The 16,814-nt window shown below is 63.7% G+C and carries 13 protein-coding genes; 7 read left to right on the forward strand and 6 right to left on the reverse strand.

The genetic code is table 11. From position 1 onward, the window contains the following. Positions 1 to 17 precede the first annotated feature (17 nt). The 3 genes from DL240_RS13780 (at position 18) to DL240_RS13790 (ending at position 3,666) form a co-directional block, all read left to right on the forward strand. The gene (locus DL240_RS13780; RefSeq protein WP_111730487.1) at positions 18 to 1,049 is read left to right on the forward strand and encodes a hypothetical protein; all 1,032 of its coding nucleotides are present in this window, start codon (positions 18 to 20) and stop codon (positions 1,047 to 1,049) included. Between the two features lie 21 nt (positions 1,050 to 1,070). After that, positions 1,071 to 1,481 carry a DUF2752 domain-containing protein gene (locus DL240_RS13785; RefSeq protein WP_111730488.1) on the forward strand — a complete coding sequence of 137 codons (411 nt, stop codon included), beginning with the start codon at positions 1,071 to 1,073 and terminating at the stop codon, positions 1,479 to 1,481. A gap of 220 nt (positions 1,482 to 1,701) precedes the next feature. Next, positions 1,702 to 3,666: a choice-of-anchor D domain-containing protein gene (locus tag DL240_RS13790; RefSeq protein WP_111730489.1), complete on the forward strand. Its 1,965-nt coding sequence runs from the start codon at positions 1,702 to 1,704 to the stop codon at positions 3,664 to 3,666. 316 nt (positions 3,667 to 3,982) lie between these two features. Here the strand turns inward: DL240_RS13790 and DL240_RS20510 are convergent, their stop codons facing one another. From DL240_RS20510 to DL240_RS13810, 4 genes are all read right to left on the reverse strand, one after another. Beyond that, a complete protein-coding gene (locus DL240_RS20510) occupies positions 3,983 to 4,399 on the reverse strand; it encodes an RsmG family class I SAM-dependent methyltransferase (protein ID WP_111730490.1) in 417 nt (138 codons plus the stop codon). 74 nt (positions 4,400 to 4,473) lie between these two features. Continuing rightward, on the reverse strand, positions 4,474 to 5,100 hold the full coding sequence (gene rsmG / locus DL240_RS13800; RefSeq protein ID WP_111730491.1) for a 16S rRNA (guanine(527)-N(7))-methyltransferase RsmG: 627 nt from the start codon (positions 5,098 to 5,100) through the stop codon (positions 4,474 to 4,476). A 39-nt stretch (positions 5,101 to 5,139) separates the two neighbouring features. After that, complete coding sequence (locus tag DL240_RS13805) at positions 5,140 to 7,704, reverse strand: AAA family ATPase (RefSeq protein WP_111730492.1); 2,565 nt, start codon at positions 7,702 to 7,704, stop codon at positions 5,140 to 5,142. A 125-nt stretch (positions 7,705 to 7,829) separates the two neighbouring features. Continuing rightward, entirely contained in the window at positions 7,830 to 9,440 is a 1,611-nt protein-coding gene (locus tag DL240_RS13810) for an aldehyde dehydrogenase family protein (protein WP_111730493.1), read from the reverse strand. 254 nt (positions 9,441 to 9,694) lie between these two features. Between DL240_RS13810 and speB the strand changes: the two genes are divergently transcribed. Then, on the forward strand, positions 9,695 to 10,588 hold the full coding sequence (gene speB / locus DL240_RS13815) for an agmatinase (protein WP_111730494.1): 894 nt from the start codon (positions 9,695 to 9,697) through the stop codon (positions 10,586 to 10,588). A gap of 9 nt (positions 10,589 to 10,597) precedes the next feature. Here speB and DL240_RS13820 read toward each other — a convergent pair whose 3' ends face one another. Beyond that, complete coding sequence (locus DL240_RS13820; RefSeq protein ID WP_146618299.1) at positions 10,598 to 11,956, reverse strand: hypothetical protein; 1,359 nt, start codon at positions 11,954 to 11,956, stop codon at positions 10,598 to 10,600. A 222-nt stretch (positions 11,957 to 12,178) separates the two neighbouring features. Here DL240_RS13820 and DL240_RS13825 point away from each other — a divergent pair, with 222 nt between their 5' ends. Next, positions 12,179 to 13,015 carry a M90 family metallopeptidase gene (locus DL240_RS13825; RefSeq protein ID WP_111730496.1) on the forward strand — a complete coding sequence of 279 codons (837 nt, stop codon included), beginning with the start codon at positions 12,179 to 12,181 and terminating at the stop codon, positions 13,013 to 13,015. 161 nt (positions 13,016 to 13,176) lie between these two features. Here the strand turns inward: DL240_RS13825 and DL240_RS13830 are convergent, their stop codons facing one another. After that, a complete protein-coding gene (locus DL240_RS13830; protein ID WP_111730497.1) occupies positions 13,177 to 13,833 on the reverse strand; it encodes a hypothetical protein in 657 nt (218 codons plus the stop codon). Between the two features lie 377 nt (positions 13,834 to 14,210). Between DL240_RS13830 and gap the strand changes: the two genes are divergently transcribed. Both gap and DL240_RS13840 read left to right on the forward strand, forming a co-directional pair. After that, positions 14,211 to 15,215, forward strand: a complete 1,005-nt coding sequence (gene gap, locus DL240_RS13835) for a type I glyceraldehyde-3-phosphate dehydrogenase (RefSeq protein ID WP_111730498.1) — start codon at positions 14,211 to 14,213, stop codon at positions 15,213 to 15,215. 140 nt (positions 15,216 to 15,355) lie between these two features. Beyond that, the gene (locus DL240_RS13840; protein WP_111730499.1) at positions 15,356 to 16,588 is read left to right on the forward strand and encodes a phosphoglycerate kinase; all 1,233 of its coding nucleotides are present in this window, start codon (positions 15,356 to 15,358) and stop codon (positions 16,586 to 16,588) included. Positions 16,589 to 16,814 lie beyond the last annotated feature (226 nt).

The following is a 16,814-nucleotide window of genomic DNA, read 5'->3' on the forward strand; positions in this document are numbered from 1 at the left end:
TGCCCCTGGAGACCTCAATGGCTGAACCCTTTGTCTTTCATTTTCAGCGCGGCCCCGGTGGGGAGCCCGAGGTCATGTACATGGTGGACCTGGACTGTGCCTGCCAGGTCTGCGGGCATGTGCAGTACCAGCGCTTCTACCACAGCACCCCCTTTCATACGCTGAGCCTGGATGTGCTCGATGAGCTGGCCGAGCGCGCGCATTTAAAGGCCGGCTACGACTGCGAGAACTGCGGCACCGAGGTCGGCCCGGACGCGGCTCGCCGGGTGGCGCTGACCTACGGCTTTGCCGACGATGCCGGGGTGATCCGCGTGTTTATCGACCGCCTCGAAGAGACGCTGCGCTACGATCTGCAGGTCCGCCGTCGTCTGGACCCGCAGGCCATGCCCGTGTGGCAGCCCGATCATGAGAAGGCCGCCGTCTACGATGAGCTCGACGAGGACGAACTCGAAGAGGTGTTTGGCCGCCCCTTTAATATCAAATGGGCCTGGATCGACCTCCTGGAAGACTACCTCGAGGACCCCGACGGGGGGGCCTACTCTCGCCTCTCCCCCGGTCTCTGGGCGGTCGTGGAGCACGACGAGGAGAGCGCCGACCAGCTCGCCGAAGAGGTCGACGAAGACGAGTTCTATGATGCGCTGGATTCGGGGGATCTGGCCGTGATTCCGCTCCATGACAGCCTGCCGGTGGCGCTGGCCACCCACGATCATCCCGAGCGGATCTCGGGGCGCCTGGAGAGCTGGTTGACCTCGGCGCTGGCCCGCTCGTTTAAGAAAGAGGTCCTCTGGGCCGATGCGTACATCTCGCGCAAAAAGGCCATTGAGACGATGGAGCGCACCCTCACGACGGCGCGCCTGACCTATACGCTTCATGAGACCGAGGCCGATGTGTTTTTCTCGGAGATCACCACGCCCACCGGCGCGGTGTATGGTCGGGGCGTGGCCGTCTCGGCGGTGTTACGCCGGGCAGTGCACACCGGACTCACCCCGGGGGAGGCCGCGCGCCTGACGGCGGAGGAGATCGTGGGCATTCTTCTGCAGCTCTGGTGAAGGCCAAAATACACTGATTTTATGAGACTTTACACCACACAGCGACCGCTGGGCGTGATCCCGGTGGGGGCGGTCTTAATGCTGCCGCTCTTTGCGATGCCCCTGGGAGCCTGGGCGGTAGGTACCGGTGTGGTTGAATTCTCGGTCTGCGGGATGAAGCGCGTCTTTGGCCTGCCCTGTTTGAGCTGTGGCGCCACCCGCGCCACGCTGGCGCTGACCCGCGGCGACCTCTGGGAAGCGCTCACGATGCAGCCCCTGATCATCGTGCTCTACGCGCTCCTGGCCGTGTGGGGAGGCCTGAGTCTGTGGACCTATGTGCGGGGGCGGCGTCTGGTGCTTCATTTGAGTCGCCGCGAGGACTGGGTGTTTAAAGCGATGTTGGTCCTGCTCCCGCTGGTCAACTGGTACTACCTCTACGTCCGGGGGATCTAGGAGGCGCCGGCTCTCGGGCGGAGGATCCTTGTATGCCCTTGAGAAGATAGCTAGTATTTGCGCCGAACCTCGGCCCAGAGGAGCTCTTCCTTTGCGGCCCGACTCCCCCACGCGGCCGCGCCTCCCTGGTGCGAGATTCTTGTCCGCGACACCCCCCTTCCCCGCCTTTTGGCCGTTCCGGCCCGCTCCACATTCGGTCTCCGAAGTCTGAGAGGAACCTATGTTCACCCCGCTTCACTTCTCCCCTGCGGCCTCGCGTCGTACCACCTTGCTGACCTTCCTGCTGCTGGCGTTGTCGAGCCTGGGGCTGGGCTGCGGCGACGATGACGGCGATGGCAACCTCTCCGAACTCAACGCCCCCTCGATCCTGGTGTCGCCCTCGGAGTACACCTTCCCGGAGACACCGATTGGCGAGCGTGAAGAGGTGACGTTGACGATCAGCAACGGCGGCGCGTCCACGCTCAACATCACGGGGATGGAGCTCGTTGATGAGAGCCCGACGCCGCAGTTTCGGCGAGGCCAGGGGTTCTTGCGCACGCTGCAGATTCCCGCCGGTGGGTCGCATGATGTCTCGGTGAGCTACATTCCGGTCAGCGCCGCGCCTTCTCGCGCGGAGATCGTGATCAACTCCAACGACCCCAACAATGGTGAGGTCATTGTGGAGTTGAGCACCCCGCAGCTCGGACCGCAGATCTTCAGTCCGCAGATCGTGCGTTTCAACCGCCTGCCCGCGGGTGAAGAGGCCTGGCAGCGCACCACGGTCAGCAACATCGGGACGACTCCGCTCAACATCTCGGAGGTGTTGTCCGGGCAGAATAGCGATTTTGATATCACCTTCCCGGCTCCGGGTGCTGAACTGGCCGAGTTGGAGAGTGACACCGATCGATGGCCTGGGACCCTGGAGCCTGGCGAGAGTTTCGACATCCGGGTGTGGTTCCGGCCGATCAACAACAACCCCTCGACCGGTGAGATCACGATCCTGTCGAACGACCCCCGCAGTTCGACCTTCACGATCGACCTGGTGGGCAACAGCGGTTCTCCCTGCATGGAGGTCGACTCCGGCGAGCTTCTGGACTTTGGTGCCAGCTCCGCCGGTCAGGTGGGGCGTCGCTCGGTGGTCATCACCAACTGCAGCGCGGAGACGCCGCTGACGCTGACGGACATCGCCATCACCGAAGACCCCGAAGGGGTGTTCGACCTGAACCTGGAGCCCTTGCCCGGCGCGCTTCCCGCCAGCCCGGTGATTCTTAACCCCTCGCGTTCGGCGACCTTCCAGGTGCTCTTTGCTCCGGAGTCGGAGACGGCCAGTTATCAGGGGACCATGGTCATTGAGAGTGACGACCCGGTCGCTTCGCCCTACGAGGTCGAGCTGATGGGAGAGGGCACCGACAATGAGTGCCCGGTGGCCATCGCCGAGGGGCGCATCGCCAACACCACGCGGACCTTCACCGAGGGCACCGCGTTGCCGCTCAATACGATCGAACTCCTGGGTGGGTCGAGCTTTGATCCGGACGGCCAGATTCAGTTCTACGAGTGGAGCATTCTGGAGGCTCCGGAGAACTCGCAGGCGCGTTTGAGCCCCAGCCCCAACATCCAGGATCCCTCGCTCTACCTGGACCTGGCCGGCACCTACGTGGTGGAGCTGGTGGTCTTTGATAACCAGGGTGTGGCCAGCTGCGGCGAGTCGGCCACGGTGACGATTCAGGCGATTCCGGAAGATGATGTGCACATTCAGCTGGTCTGGGATGCCCCCGGGGTGAGCAACCCCACGCCCGACGCCGGTGTGGACCTGGACCTGCACTACCGGCACCCGAACGGTCGCTGGAACGGTGATGGCAGCGTCTACTGGAACAAGCGCGCCCCGAACTGGGGGAACCCCGAGGATACCCGCGACGATCCTCGCCTGGATATCGACGACACCTGCTGTGGCGGTCCGGAGAATATCAACCATTCGAATCCGGAGTCGGGGCTGGAGTACGGCGTAGGCGTCTACTACTTCACCGACCGTGGGCTGGGCGCGGCGTATGCCACGGTGCGCATCTACATTCGTGGCGAGCTTCGCTTCCAGCTGCGCAACAAGTACATCCCCTCGGAAGGGCACTTCTGGCACGTGGCCAACATCCGCTGGCCGAGCACCGACGTGTACCGGCGCGATGTGCTCGACTTCGGCTTCCCGGTGCAGTGAAGGGCCGAGTTCAGCGTTGCGGGGCGCCTCGATGAGAGCGCCCCGTCGTCACCCCCACCGAGTTCGGTGGGGGTGACGTGCTCTGGGGGTAAATCGAGCAGGCTGCGGGGTATATGCGCGTCCGGGGGTGCGACAAGGCCGAGTGTCTATGCGGTCGAAGTCGTCTCGATGTGCGGAGGTGGCGGGGTATGTGCGCGACCGGGTATGTGCGCAACCGCGGGGTATGTGCGCAACCGGGGTATGTGCGCAACCGAGGGTGCGACAAGGCCGAGTGTCTATGCGGTCGAAGTCGCCTCGGTGTTCGGAGGTGGCGGGATCAGGGCTGACCGGGCACTTCAAACGCGTAGGTCACACGTTGTTCGGGGCCCTCTCCGGCGCCGGCCGCGCTTCTTACCAGGGTTAGTCCGAGTTCGTCTGCTTTTGCTTCCAGCTCGTTGCGGTCGTGCTTTCGGGCCATGCAGATCACGGCCCCCTGTGAGGCGATGAAGGGACGCGCGGTTTCCAGCCACTGCAGCGGGGGCTGGAAGGCCTTGGAGATCACCACGTCGAAGTCGCGTTCGTGCACGTCTTCGATGCGCTCGTTATGAATGGTGACGTGGTTAAGGCCCAGGCGATGGGTATATGCGCGTCCGGGGGTGCGACAAGGCCGAGTGTCTATGCGGTCGAAGTCGCCTCGGTGTTCGGAGGTGGCGGGGTATGTGCGCGACCGGGTATGTGCGCAACCGCGGGGTATGTGCGCAACCGAGGGTGCGACAAGGCCGAGTGTCTATGCGGTCGAAGTCGTCTCGGTGTTCGGAGGTGGCGGGATCAGGGCTGACCGGGCACTTCAAACGCGTAGGTCACACGTTGTTCGGGGCCCTCTCCGGCGCCGGCCGCGCTTCTTACCAGGGTTAGTCCGAGTTCGTCTGCTTTTGCTTCCAGCTCGTTGCGGTCGTGCTTTCGGGCCATGCAGATCACGGCCCCCTGTGAGGCGATGAAGGGACGCGCGGTTTCCAGCCACTGCAGCGGGGGCTGGAAGGCCTTGGAGATCACCACGTCGAAGTCGCGTTCGTGCACGTCTTCGATGCGCTCGTTATGAATGGTGACGTGGCTAAGGCCCAGGCGATGGGTGACGATCTTCAAAAAGGTCGCGCGCTTGCGACGCGGCTCCACCAGGGTGATGGGGAGCTCCTCGTACACGATTTTTAGGACCAGTCCGGGAAGGCCGGCGCCGGTGCCTACATCCAGGATGGGGCCGGCCGGAGGCCGGGCCTCGGCGGCGACGAGGCTATCGATGAAGAGCTCATCGATGACCTCCTGACGTCCCATCGGGCCGATGAGGTTCATGGCCTCGTTAAACTGCAGAAGCAGCTCCAGATAATGCTCCAGACGCGCTGAACGCGCCCCGCCGGTGGGCAGGCCGCGCTCGCTCAAGAAGCGCTCGACGTCTTCCATGACTGCTCTCAAGTATCTAAAACCAACAGAAGGAGGGGATCAGGGCGTCTCCACCCGACTCGGCGCGCGGGGCTCGCGGGGTAGGGAGGGCGATTTGGTCGGGGAGGAGGGGGCTTTGTGCAGCGTCACGTGGATCCGATGATTGACCACGCCCACCCGCACCAGGCGGGCGGAAAGAGGCCTCGGGGTCTCCAGCAGCGCCCGGCTGATGGCCGTGAGCACGTGTTTTTCGATGGTGCGTTTGAGCTCGCGGGCGCCAAAACGCTCGCTGAACCCGCGCGCTTCTAGCCACTGGCGGGCGGCGGGGTCAACCTCGACCTGGAGGTGGCGGCGTTTAAATCCACGGCGCTCAAAAGCCTTGCGGGTCTCCAGCTCGACCAGGCGTTCCATGGCGTCGGGGCTCAGGGAGTTGAAGACCAGCACTTCATCCAGGCGGTTGAGGAACTCCGGCGCGAAGAACTCGTGGAGCTTGTTGCGGATATGATCGCCCTGTTCCTGGCGCCGGTCGCCGGAGTTGAACCCCGGGGTTTGCATATTCGTGCGGGAGGCGCCCAGGTTGCTGGTGAGAAAGATCAGCGTCTGACGAAAGTCGGTGGTGCGCCCGCGGGCGTCGGTAAGGCGGCCTTCGTCGAGGATCTGCAAAAAGAGGTTGAAGATCTCGGCGTCGGCTTTTTCGAACTCATCAAAGAGCAGCACCGAGAAAGGCTGATTGCGGATGGCCTCGGTCAGCAGTCCCTCGCGGTCTTTGTCGTGGGGGGAGCCGATAAGTTTTTCCAGAGCGAAACGTCCCTGATACTCACTCAGGTCAAAGCGAACCATGCGCGAGGCTGAGCCGAAGAGGCGCTCGGCCACCAACCTGGTGAAGTAGGTTTTACCCACACCGGTAGGTCCCACCAGGAAGAAGACTCCCAGGGGCCGTGAGGGGTCGCTCATGCCCGTCTTCACCATGGCCAGGCGATCGACGATGGCGTCGACGGCGCGCTCCTGGTCGATGAGACGCGAGGTGAACCAGGTGCGGGTCTCTTCCAGATCCAGGGGCAGGGAGTCGTCGAGCAGGTCCAGGCTCATGCCGGTGACTTCGGCCAGGCACTGCGGGATGTTCTTGCTGCGCAGCACAAGTTCGCCGGAGTCGCTCGACTCGCTGTTCTGCCTCACCGTGAAGTCCACCAGGGCATCCATCAGGTCGCAGGCGCGGCCGGGGGCAAAACTACGGGTGTAGAAGCTTTCGGCGAAGTCGCGGATCTCTTCCAGGCAGCCCGGCTCGGCGCGCAGGGATCGCTCCTGAGCCTCGTTGGACAGCGTCAGCCGGCGAGCCAGCACCGAGAGGGTCTGGTGCTCGTCCATGGGTTGGACTTTGATCTGGCGAAAGAGTCGCAAAAAGCCCGGATCGCGGCTCAGACCCTGCTTGAGGTCTTCTTCGGTGCACTCGGCGATCATGCGCAGCTGACCGCGTTCCAGGAAGGGTTTGAAGAAGTCGGCGAAGTTTTCATCGCTCTTGGAGTGTGCGCCGGCCCCGAGCAGATCGTTGGGATTGGTGATGTAGAGCAGGACCCGCTCGTGTTTGAGGATGGCTTCGGCCATCTCCTTGAGCTTGGTTTCCCAGTCGCCAAGATAGCGGGTGCCGCTGATGAGTTCACTGGTGTTGGTCTCCAGGATCTGCCAGCTGGCGTCGCTCTGGCTGAGCTGGCGCGCGGCTTCGTGGATCAGGGCCGTTTTACCCACTCCGGCCTCCCCGACCAGGAGGATGGAGCGGCGGCTGTGGGGATCGCTGAAGTGGCGCACCAGCGTGTCGAGCGTTTCGTCGCGCTCAAAGGCCCGCAATAGGTGGGGGCGTTCCTCGTCGGTATGCAGGAGACGACCGTATTTATCCAGACCGCGGGTCTGTGAGGAGGTCTTGGAGACGAGCTGCAGTCGTTGCCAGAGCGTGCTGTAGACTTCCTGAAGGTTGCGGGCTTCCAGGTAGTTGAGCACCAGCCGGCGCTCGCGAGGGGTGAGCTGGTCGGGGAGCTTCTTATACTGCTCTCGGGTCAGCCGGGGCACCAGGCGATCGAGGATCTCTTCGGCGCTTTGCTGCATCTCAAGCTCGCGCTCCAGCAGGGCCTTGAGCACAACCGGGAGACAGCGGGGCGTGCCGACGGCGCGCAGCTGGCTCAGGGCCTGCTCGCGCACCCCGTAGGACTCGTCTTCCATGGCGCGGATGAGAACTTCTTCGAGGTGCGCGTAGCCGAGATCTCCCAGGGCGACCAGCGCCCGGTAGCGTACATCGGCATCGTAGTCGTGCATGGCGCCCAGGACCGCCTCGGTGGCCGACGCATCGCCCAAAATGCCCAGCGAGAAGAGCGCCATCTCGCGCACTCCGGCGTGGGGATCGTGGATCAGTGTCACCAACTTCGGGATCGACTCTCGGTCGCCCAGTCGCCCCAGGTTCGTTGCTGCTGCCATGCGCCGAAGGTGATGGCGGTGGCTCAGGTTCGCACGCAGACATTCCAGGATCGGGGTGCCCAGCGCATAGAGTTGATCACGCAGGTCGCGGTAGCGCTCCTCGTCCTCGGTTTCTTCGATTCGATCCAGCAGCAGGCTGGCCAGTTCCAGTGCATCACTCATGAAAACGCCTCCAGAAGATCGGCCGGCATAGGCAACCCGTCCTGAGGTTGCCCGGCTCACCGAGCTCCCACTCTATCGCTGGCCCGGGGGGCTGTACAGCGTGGCGCGCCGCCCCCCGGACCTGGTTATTGAGGCCGAAGTTGGCGCCATAGGCGGGTGATCCGGGAGACGACTCCAGACTCAAAGCGAAGGGCGATGAGGGTATCGAGCAGACGCAGTTGACGTTCGGAGTCCTCAAAGCCACGCAGACGCAGGCGACTCCTCGGGTTGACCCGAGCTTCGACGAAAATTTTGCGGCGAGAGGAGGCGCGGAGCGCGTGGAGGGGGTCGAGGTCGCGGAGGCCGCCGCAGGCGGCCTCGCGCTCGCCGGGCTCCGGCGGCAGGTCGCCGGCCGGCTCATTGATCGCCACTACCGCCGCCTCAAACTGCTGACCGACCTCCCGGGCGACGCTCACGCTTTTACTAAAGATTGATGCGCGCACCGGTCCCCCCTGTTCCCGGCAGCGCATGGAGGCTTCGGCCGGCGAACGCATCACGGTGAGCGCTACAATGGGGCCGGGCACCGGCGCCTGCCACAGGCGCATCGTCTCATCGACACCCGCGATAACCGTGGGTTCAAAGAAGGCTCCCTCACAACGGCGGCGCCGGGAGCCTCCGACCAGCAGCTTCGCGCCTTTCTCCACGGCATCATCGATCAGCTCTTCGAGGTGTTCGACCTGTGCGAAGTCGGCCTGCGGCCCCACCTCGATATCCTCGACGCCGGGGACTCCCTGGCGCAGGCGTAGCACTTCGGCGACAACCTGGTCGGTGAAGACCGCGGCGATTGACTGCTGGACCCACACCCGGCGGATCGCCGTCTGGCGTCGGCCCGCCCCGCACATCGCGCTCCAGACCACCGCCCGGGCGCTCTCCACCAGGTTGGCGTCGTTGAGCACCACGGCCACGTCGGCGCCGGGCGCCCGGCCCCAGATCGGGATCAGGCGTTCGGCCGCCGCGGCGCGAAGTCGACGTACGGAGGAGGCCGAATGATGGGTGATGATCGCGTCGGCCTGCCGGGCCAGCGCTTCGGCCAACTCGTCGCCGCCGCATACCCCGGTCCACAGGCCGGCGCCTACGCCGGCCTGGGCCACCACGTTGGCCACCGAGCTTAAGAGCAGTGGGGCGCCTTCATCACTGACCACCACCACGGCGTTGCCCGCCACCAGCGCGGAGAGCGCCTGGGCGACGGTGGTTTCCAGCACCTCATAGGAGCTGGCGGCACAGACCACCACGCCGCGGGGCCGCCAGCTCGCAAAGCCGCGCTCGCGTCCCTTGGCCCAGAGGCCGCTGCCGAGATCGAGCTCCTCATCGCCCAGAAGTTGCGGGGCGCGCCGTAGTACCGTGCGCATCAGCGCCATCAAACGCCACCAGGAGCGACGGGCTTCCAGCGGCGTCATCCCCAGCTCCTCGACCACCAGCTCCAGAAGATCGTCGCGCCAGGTCATCAAGCCGGCCAGGATCTTGTCGATAACTTCCACCCGCTGTGTCAGGGGACGCCGCCGCCAGGCCCGTTGCGCCTCCCTGGCCCGCTCCATCACCGCTGGCGCGTGGTGCGCCAGGACTCGCGGAACCTCACCGATCGCCAGCTGAGTGGCCGGATTGTAGCTGGTGACAGTCTCTTCGCTGGCGCGCCGAGTCGATTCCGGAGGCAGATCGTTGAGGTCAAGCGTGGGGCTGTGTCGCGCAGGGATTTCCATAGAGAGCTCCTTAAGGCAGTTCGCGGCGCGCACGTCTCCCCTGAAAACAGAGGAGTCGACCCGACCGCGATACTTCCCAGGTCACTCGCCAGCGCAGTTCATATTGGAATGGGCAGATGGTAGATCCACCAGCGCTCACGTCAAGCCTCAACCCCACGATCCTCCCCCGTCGTTGCTCCCGCTAACCTTTTAAGCTAAAGGCTCGCCGCGGCGAATATTCGCCCTACGCTTACCCTCGCTTCGCGGAGATCCTGATGAGCTTTGCAGAAAAACCCTACGGACAGTTCCTGGGCTCCGGTGAGAGCTTTGAGGCCGCCCGCAACATCCTCTTTGGCATCCCCATGGATTTTACGTGCTGCTTTCGCACCGGCACGCGCCTGGGGCCGCGCGAGATCCGCTACTTCTCCGACAATCTGGAAGATTACTCGGTGGAGCAGCGCCGGGGCCTGGAGGCCGACACCTTTTATGATGCCGGCGATCTGGAGCTGCCCTTTGGCAATCCGGCACAGTGTCTGGATGTCATTGAAGCGGCCGTCGATCAGATCCTGCAGGCCGGCAAACGTCCGGTGGCCATGGGGGGAGAGCACCTGGTGAGCGCGGGGATTGTGCGCGCCATCGCGAAGCACTTTCCGGATGCGGTGATTCTGCATGTGGACGCGCATTTCGATCTTCGTCACACCTACGCCGAGCAGGAGCTCAGCCACGCCACCGCGCTGCGCTTGTGCTGGAACGCGCTGGAAATGAGCGCCGAAGACCAGCCTCCGCGCCTGGTACAGATCGGCGTGCGCAGCGGACCGGCCGAGGAGGCCGAGTTCGCGCATCGGCATATCCCCCAGATTCACAGCGAGTCGACTGCGGAGCTGCTGGCAGAACTGGAGAAGGTGCGCGAGCTCTGGGGCGATCGGCCGGTGTACTGCACCTTCGATATCGACGCTGTGGATCCGGCCTACGCTCCCGGGACCGGGACCCCGGAGCCCGGGGGGCTGAGCAGCCATCAGGCGCTGGCCATTGCGCGCTTCTTGCCGAGCTTTAAGCACCTGGTCGGATTCGACCTGGTGGAGACCAGCCCACCCCTGGATCACGCCGGGATCACCTCGGCGTTGAGCGCCAAGATGATCCGGGAGTTCATGATCGCCACCCAGGCCTGAGCCGCCGGCTCAGGAGCCGAAGTCGAAGCGGTAGCCCACCGAGATGAGCGCGGTGTGGAACTGGTCCCGGGAGTTGACCGCGGCGTCGACGATGCTCGGCTCGGGGAACTCGCGCAGGTGGAGTTGGTAGGTGTAATCGACGCCGAGGAGGAAGGGCTCCAGGGCGTCGATTGTCAGCCCTACCCGCGCGGCGGCGCTGGGACCAAAGTTCCCCTCGCCATAGGCCCCGGCGGAGTTGGTACCGCTGAGCACCGGCGTGAAGAGCGCCGCCAGGTTGAGCTGAGCCAACTCGCCAAATGCGTAGCTCAGGCCCAGGCCCAGATGGGCGGCCAGGTAGCTGTGGCCGGTATACAGGGAGTTGGGGGCCAGGGTTGCGCTGAGAAGTTCGGCGCCCAGGATGGCCCGGCCCTGCACCGAGGGGCTGAATCCGCGCACGTAGCGCACCTCCCCACCGCCGCGCATGTACTGGCCGGCGAGTTCTTCGTCGGCGAAACGCGAGGTATAGGGAGCGATGTCGAAGTGGGCGCCTACTTCCAGGGCGGCGCGACCGCCATTGAGAATGGCCAGCATCGCGTCGATGCGCGCGCCGCCACCCAGGAGCGGGGTGTTGTGGTTGATCTCAAAGGCTGTGTCGGTGCTCTGACGCATCATGCGCTGGCCGGCGACCAGACCGGCCCGGAGCTTGAGGTGCGGGCGAAGGTTGCCAAAACGCTCGCGGTGGTGGGCCAGCGCCGCTTCCCGGGGATCTTCTTCCAGGGGCTCCACCTGAGCCGGAGTCTGCGCTTGTTGCGCTCGTTCTCTTTCCTGGGCTTCGAGCGCGCGTTGACGCTCCATTTCCTGTTGCTCGCGGTAGTCAAGGACTACCGGAACCAGCTCAGAGAAGACCTGGCGCAGCACCTCAAGGACGCCTTCCTGATCAATGCGCCCGCGGCGAATGCGGTAGCGCACATCGGCCAGCTCCTCGCCGCGCGGCCCCAGCACCACCACCTGGAGGGTGTTGCCGCCGCCGAAGACGTCGTGGATCAGCAGCCCCTCGATGTTCTCCTGAGACATCAGGTTGGAAAAGATCGCGCGCTTCTCCTCGCGCTGCGAGCTCTGGCGGAAGGCCGAGAGATCCAGGCCCAGCCCCTGGGCAGCCTGCAGGACGTCGCGCGCATCCAGAAGTTCGATCTGCGTGCTCTCCTTGAGCGCGTCTTCGATGCTCGTGTAGGCGCGCTCTCCGCTGTCGCCCGCGGTGTTGAGATAGCCCAGGCGCAGCGGAGCCTGCTCCTGAGCCGATGCCACCGAGGACCACGCAATGAGTACGCAAAAGACGACGACCAGCGCGCGCACCATCTTTAGACCCGAAACCTTTAAGTTTACGATCACTTCCACACCTTCTAAGCAATGGTATTCAAAGTATTTAGCGAATCATCGCAGCTCAGAGATCTGTCCTAGCCTCGCCAGGAGTCGCTATCAAGTTCTACACAGTGTGCGATTCACGTTGGTAAGTTCCCGGGCCCTTGTCGAGAGCTGGTGTATCGCCTGAAACCGACCGGTATCAGGGCAGCGCCCTAAGCCCCCGGGCTCTAACCCCTTGTGGTCTCTTCTATGTTCGGATTCTTTCATTATCTGCGTCGCAAAAAACTCCTCAAGGAACCTCTGCCGCCGGAATGGAAAGAGGCCCTCGATGAGGCGCTGCCCTTTGCCAGAGAGTTGGACAGCAGGGAGCGCAGAGGGCTTGAAGATCACCTCAAGATCCTCGTGAAACACAAACACTGGGAGGGGGCCGCCGGGTTTGAACTCACCGAGGAGGTTCGCCTGCAAGTGGCACTCCAGGGCGCTCGTATGGCGCGCGGATTGCCGCTTGATGCCTTTGCTCGCCTGAGTGAGATCGTGATCTACGGTCAGGATTTTGTGCGCCCCGATGACCCCTTTGAGGGCCCGGTCCATGGCGAGGCGCACCCCTTTGGCACGGTGGTGCTGAGCTGGCCGGCCTGCCAGGAGGGGCTGGCCTACCCCTGCAGCGGTTACAACCCCATGCTTCACGAGTTTGCCCATATGCTCGACGTGAGCAGCGGGTACTTTGACGGCACCCCGATGCTGCACAGGGGCGATGATTATGAGCCCTGGGCACGCGTCTTCCAGTACTATTTTGAGGACCTGCGCCAGAATCCGGAAGCGTCCTTTTTGGACCTCTATGCCGCGGAGGACGAGGCCGAGTTCTTTGCCGTGTCCACCGAGGCGTTTTTTGAACTGCCGGATGTGCTTTTGGAGCACGCTCCCGAGCTCTACCGGGAGCTGGCGCGTTTTTATCGGGTGGAGCCGCAGGTGATTCCCTGCTCATGTGAGTCACACGAGCCTTTCGAGGACGATCCGGCCGGTGATCCCGAAGAGGTGGGGCGTCCCCTCTATCGCGCGTCCCTGCCCGGAGACGACCTGTCTTGACGCGGGCATCGGCCTGTATGGATGCGATCGAACCCGGTCCGGGGGTGGGACATTTTGGACATTTTGGGCCGCCAGAGGCGGCTCGATCGAGGGCGGCGTGCGTGTCCGAGGGTGGGACATCTGCGCGGCGCAGATTCGGCAAACACCGGGACGTGCGGGAACTAGAAGAAGACGATCGCGGTCTTGTGCTCGATGCTCAGCCGGGCGGCCTCGTAGAGCGAGATCCAGATCAGGCGCTCAATGGCAAAAGGGGCCCCGGTGGGGCGCTGCGCGGCGAGTTCGGCGGCGTAGTCGTCGTCGAGATTGCCCTCTTCGTCGACCTCGATTTCGAGAGGGTCGGTCAGGAGCAGGAGCTCTTCGCGCAGGCGGTAGGAGGAGCCCAGCGCGCCGCCGCGGATCTTGTGTTTGGGATCAAAGAAGATCTCGTCGAAGTCCACCGGCAGATAATAGCCCTCGCTGTCGGAATGGCATAACAGGTGGGATTGGAGCTGACGGTAGAGTTGGCGGAGGACCGGATCGTCGGCCGGATCTTCGCCGGGTTCAACCGGGTAGGGGATCCAGCGAGGATCGCGTATCACGTGCGCGGCAAAGCGCCGCAGGTAGTGCAGCCAGGAGTAGGGAAAGGAGTTGAGTGAGGCGCGCGTAGGCGGCCACGGATCCTCAAGTTCGTCGAAGGACTCCGGCTCCTGGTGCGTGGGCAGTCCTTCGCGCTCCAGCACGGTGTTGATGTACGCCAGGTCGCGGCGCATCTCTTCGGCCGCTTTCGGATTTTTTTGTTCGAAGCGAACCAGCGCTCCGACGCCAATCGCCAGCCCCATCGCGATCTCCTTATCACCACAGAATGAAGGCTCTCGCCAGGTTCCCGGGGAGGGAATCTAAAATGTAGACACGTGAAGAAATGTGCGCACCTACTAGCCCACAACGGGCCACGGGGCAACCCGGTGTTGAGAGGGGCGAGTCCAGGCTTCACGCGCGTCTTCTGATGCAATCTCGGTGCCGGTCGGGCGCATTCCCGGCGGCCGGGCCCGGGCGTGTCTTGTTTGGAGGGGGGGCGTGCCTAAGCTCCCTGCAGAGATCGAGTCTGTGGCGGCGGACAGAGCCTTGCATTGGCGGCGGTGATGTTAGAGAAACAGCGCGCTGATGCGCCGCAGTGGCGGCCTGGCGAGCGCTACTTTTCAACCTCAATGGAGACGATATGGCTACCAAAATTGCGATTAACGGGTTTGGACGTATTGGACGTTGCGTGGGACGTATTGCGCTGGCCGACCCGAATGTGGAGCTTGTGGCGGTCAACGACCTGACCAGCCCGGAGCAGCTCGCGGTGCTCTTTAAATACGACTCGGTGCATGGCACCTACCCGGGCAAGGTCGAAGCGGTCGAAGGGGGCATCCTCATTGACGGCAAGCTGCTCAAGGTCAGCGCGCTGCGCGACCCGGCGGAGCTCCCCTGGGGCGAGTTGGGCGTGGATATGGTGGTGGAGAGCACCGGGGTGTTCCGCAAGCGCGAACAGGCCGCGCGGCATCTGGAGGCCGGCGCCAAACGCGTGCTGATCTCGGCGCCGGGCAAAGGCGTGGACCTGTCGATGTGCATGGGCGTGAACCAGGACGACTTTAAGCCCGAGATGAAGATTGTGGACGTGGCCAGTTGCACCACCAACTGCCTGGCCCCGGTCGCCAAGGTTCTGGACGATGTGTTTGGCATCGAAAAGGGGCTGATGACCACGGTGCACAGCTACACCAACGACCAGGTGATTCTGGACACCCCGCACCCCTCGGACTTCCGTCGGGCGCGTGCGGCGGCGGTCAACATGATTCCGACGACCACCGGCGCGGCGATCGCAGTGACCAAAGTTCTGCCGCAGCTCACGGGCAAGCTCGACGGCATGGCCATTCGCGTGCCTACGGCCAACGTCTCCTGCATCGACCTGACGGTGCGCCTGAACAAGAAGGCGTCGGTGGAGTCGGTCAATCAGGCGTTCCGTGAGGCCGCCGAAGGTCCGCTTAAGGGGATCCTGGGATACTGCGATGAGCCGCTGGTCTCGTCGGATTACGTCGGCAACAGCAACTCCTCCACGGTAGATGCCCTCTCGACGATGGCCCTGGGAGATGACTTCATCAAGGTGGTCTCCTGGTACGATAACGAGTGGGGATTCTCCAACCGCATGATCGATGTGGCGAAGTTTATCGCCGGCAAGATCTGATCACGGCGTGATCGGCATGTGTTTTTAGCTCCGGTTGCGCGTCCGGTTCTGGGCGCGCGACCGGAGTAAGGGCCGGGCTATGCGGTATAGCCCGGTTCCGGCCCCCTGTCTGAATTCCTGATTTCGGAGCGCAACGCACGATGGATACCACTGGCATCAAATTTGTGGACGAGCTTGAGCTGAATGAGAAGCGCGTGCTGATCCGGGTGGATTTTAACACCCCGCTTGCCAATGGAGAGGTGGCCGATAACACCCGCATTCGCGCGGCGTTGCCTACGATCGTGCACTGCCTGGAGGCCGGCGCGAAGGTGATCCTGTGCAGTCACCTGGGACGCCCCCGCGGTAAAGTGAACCCGGCGTATTCGCTGGAACCGGTGGCCGCCGAGTTGGCCAAGCTCCTGGATACCGACACGCTGCTCTACGACGTGGAGGTGGTCTTTCCCGAGGCGGTGGTCGGCGCCGATGTGGCCGAGCTCATCGCCGATCTGAAGCCGCGCCATCAGGTGATGTTGCTGGAAAACCTGCGCTTTGAGCCCGGGGAAGAGGCCGGTGATGACGCGTTCGCCAAAGAACTCGCCGGATTGGCGGATTTTTATGTGAACGATGCCTTCGGGGCAGCCCATCGCAAGCATGCCTCGGTGTATACGATCAACAAGTACTTTGATCGCAACCATAAGGCCGCCGGACTCCTGATGCGCAAGGAGCTGAAGGGGCTGGGAACCTTGTTAAGCCGACCGGAGAAGCCCTTTGTGGCGGTGGTTGGAGGTGCCAAGGTCAGCGATAAGCTCGGCGTGTTGATGAGTTTGATCGACAAGGTCGATGAGATCCTGATCGGCGGGGCGATGGCCTATACCTTCCTGGCCGCGCAGGGCGTTGGGGTTGGCGACTCGTTGGTGGAGCGCGATTATATCGATCAGGCCACCTCGATTCTCAATCGCGCCCGGGTTCAAGGCGTGAAGGTGCGTCTGCCGGTCGATCATCGCGTCGCGCCGAGTTTTGATTCGGATGACGCCACGGTGACCGAGGATGCCGTGGTGCCCGGTGGGATGATGGGGCTGGATATTGGTCCGCAAAGCGCCGCGGATTACGCCCGGGCGATCAAGCGCGCCTCGACGATCTTCTGGAACGGTCCGATGGGTGTGTTTGAGCGCGAGGCGTTTGCCCGAGGGACGCTGGCGGTCGCGCAAGCGATGGCCGAGGCCGAGGGCTTCACGGTGGTCGGTGGCGGCGATTCGCTGGCAGCGATCGAGAAGGCCGGTGTGGCCGAGCAGCTCGACCATATTTCGACCGGTGGTGGCGCAAGCCTGGAGCTTCTGGAAGGGAAGTCCCTTCCGGGCATTGACGCATTGCGGGCGAACTATCCCATCGACTGAACCATCGCCAGGGGGGACTTGCTGAGGTTGGATATCCGAGCAGATTCAGGGGCTTACGTGACGTGATTGCGTTGCGTTTTACGGGCCCTTGGCGGGGTTTGTTGCACGCTCGGGCCCTGCTCGGGAATCCGGGGGGCAACCTTGAAGGGAGCCCTCGCCACGTGCGAGTGTGATGGGCGATGAGTGCCTGATTCAGGCGTGATGATTGTGTTGACGTGCATCGTTT

The sequence above is a fragment of the Lujinxingia litoralis genome, assembly GCF_003260125.1.
GTDB lineage: Bacteria > Myxococcota_A > Bradymonadia > Bradymonadales > Bradymonadaceae > Lujinxingia > Lujinxingia litoralis.

Bases quoted from the DNA above. Each gene is read 5' to 3' on its own strand.
- DL240_RS13785 (WP_111730488.1), top strand. From the start codon at position 1,071: ATGAGACTTTACACCACACAGCGACCGCTGGGCGTGATCCCGGTGGGG.
- DL240_RS13780 (WP_111730487.1), top strand. From the start codon at position 18: ATGGCTGAACCCTTTGTCTTTCATTTTCAGCGCGGCCCCGGTGGGGAG.
- rsmG (WP_111730491.1), bottom strand. From the start codon at position 5,100: ATGGAAGACGTCGAGCGCTTCTTGAGCGAGCGCGGCCTGCCCACCGGC.
- DL240_RS13825 (WP_111730496.1), top strand. From the start codon at position 12,179: ATGTTCGGATTCTTTCATTATCTGCGTCGCAAAAAACTCCTCAAGGAA.
- DL240_RS13790 (WP_111730489.1), top strand. From the start codon at position 1,702: ATGTTCACCCCGCTTCACTTCTCCCCTGCGGCCTCGCGTCGTACCACC.
- DL240_RS13810 (WP_111730493.1), bottom strand. From the start codon at position 9,440: ATGGAAATCCCTGCGCGACACAGCCCCACGCTTGACCTCAACGATCTG.
- gap (WP_111730498.1), top strand. From the start codon at position 14,211: ATGGCTACCAAAATTGCGATTAACGGGTTTGGACGTATTGGACGTTGC.
- DL240_RS13830 (WP_111730497.1), bottom strand. From the start codon at position 13,833: ATGGGGCTGGCGATTGGCGTCGGAGCGCTGGTTCGCTTCGAACAAAAA.
- speB (WP_111730494.1), top strand. From the start codon at position 9,695: ATGAGCTTTGCAGAAAAACCCTACGGACAGTTCCTGGGCTCCGGTGAG.
- DL240_RS13805 (WP_111730492.1), bottom strand. From the start codon at position 7,704: ATGAGTGATGCACTGGAACTGGCCAGCCTGCTGCTGGATCGAATCGAA.
- DL240_RS13840 (WP_111730499.1), top strand. From the start codon at position 15,356: ATGGATACCACTGGCATCAAATTTGTGGACGAGCTTGAGCTGAATGAG.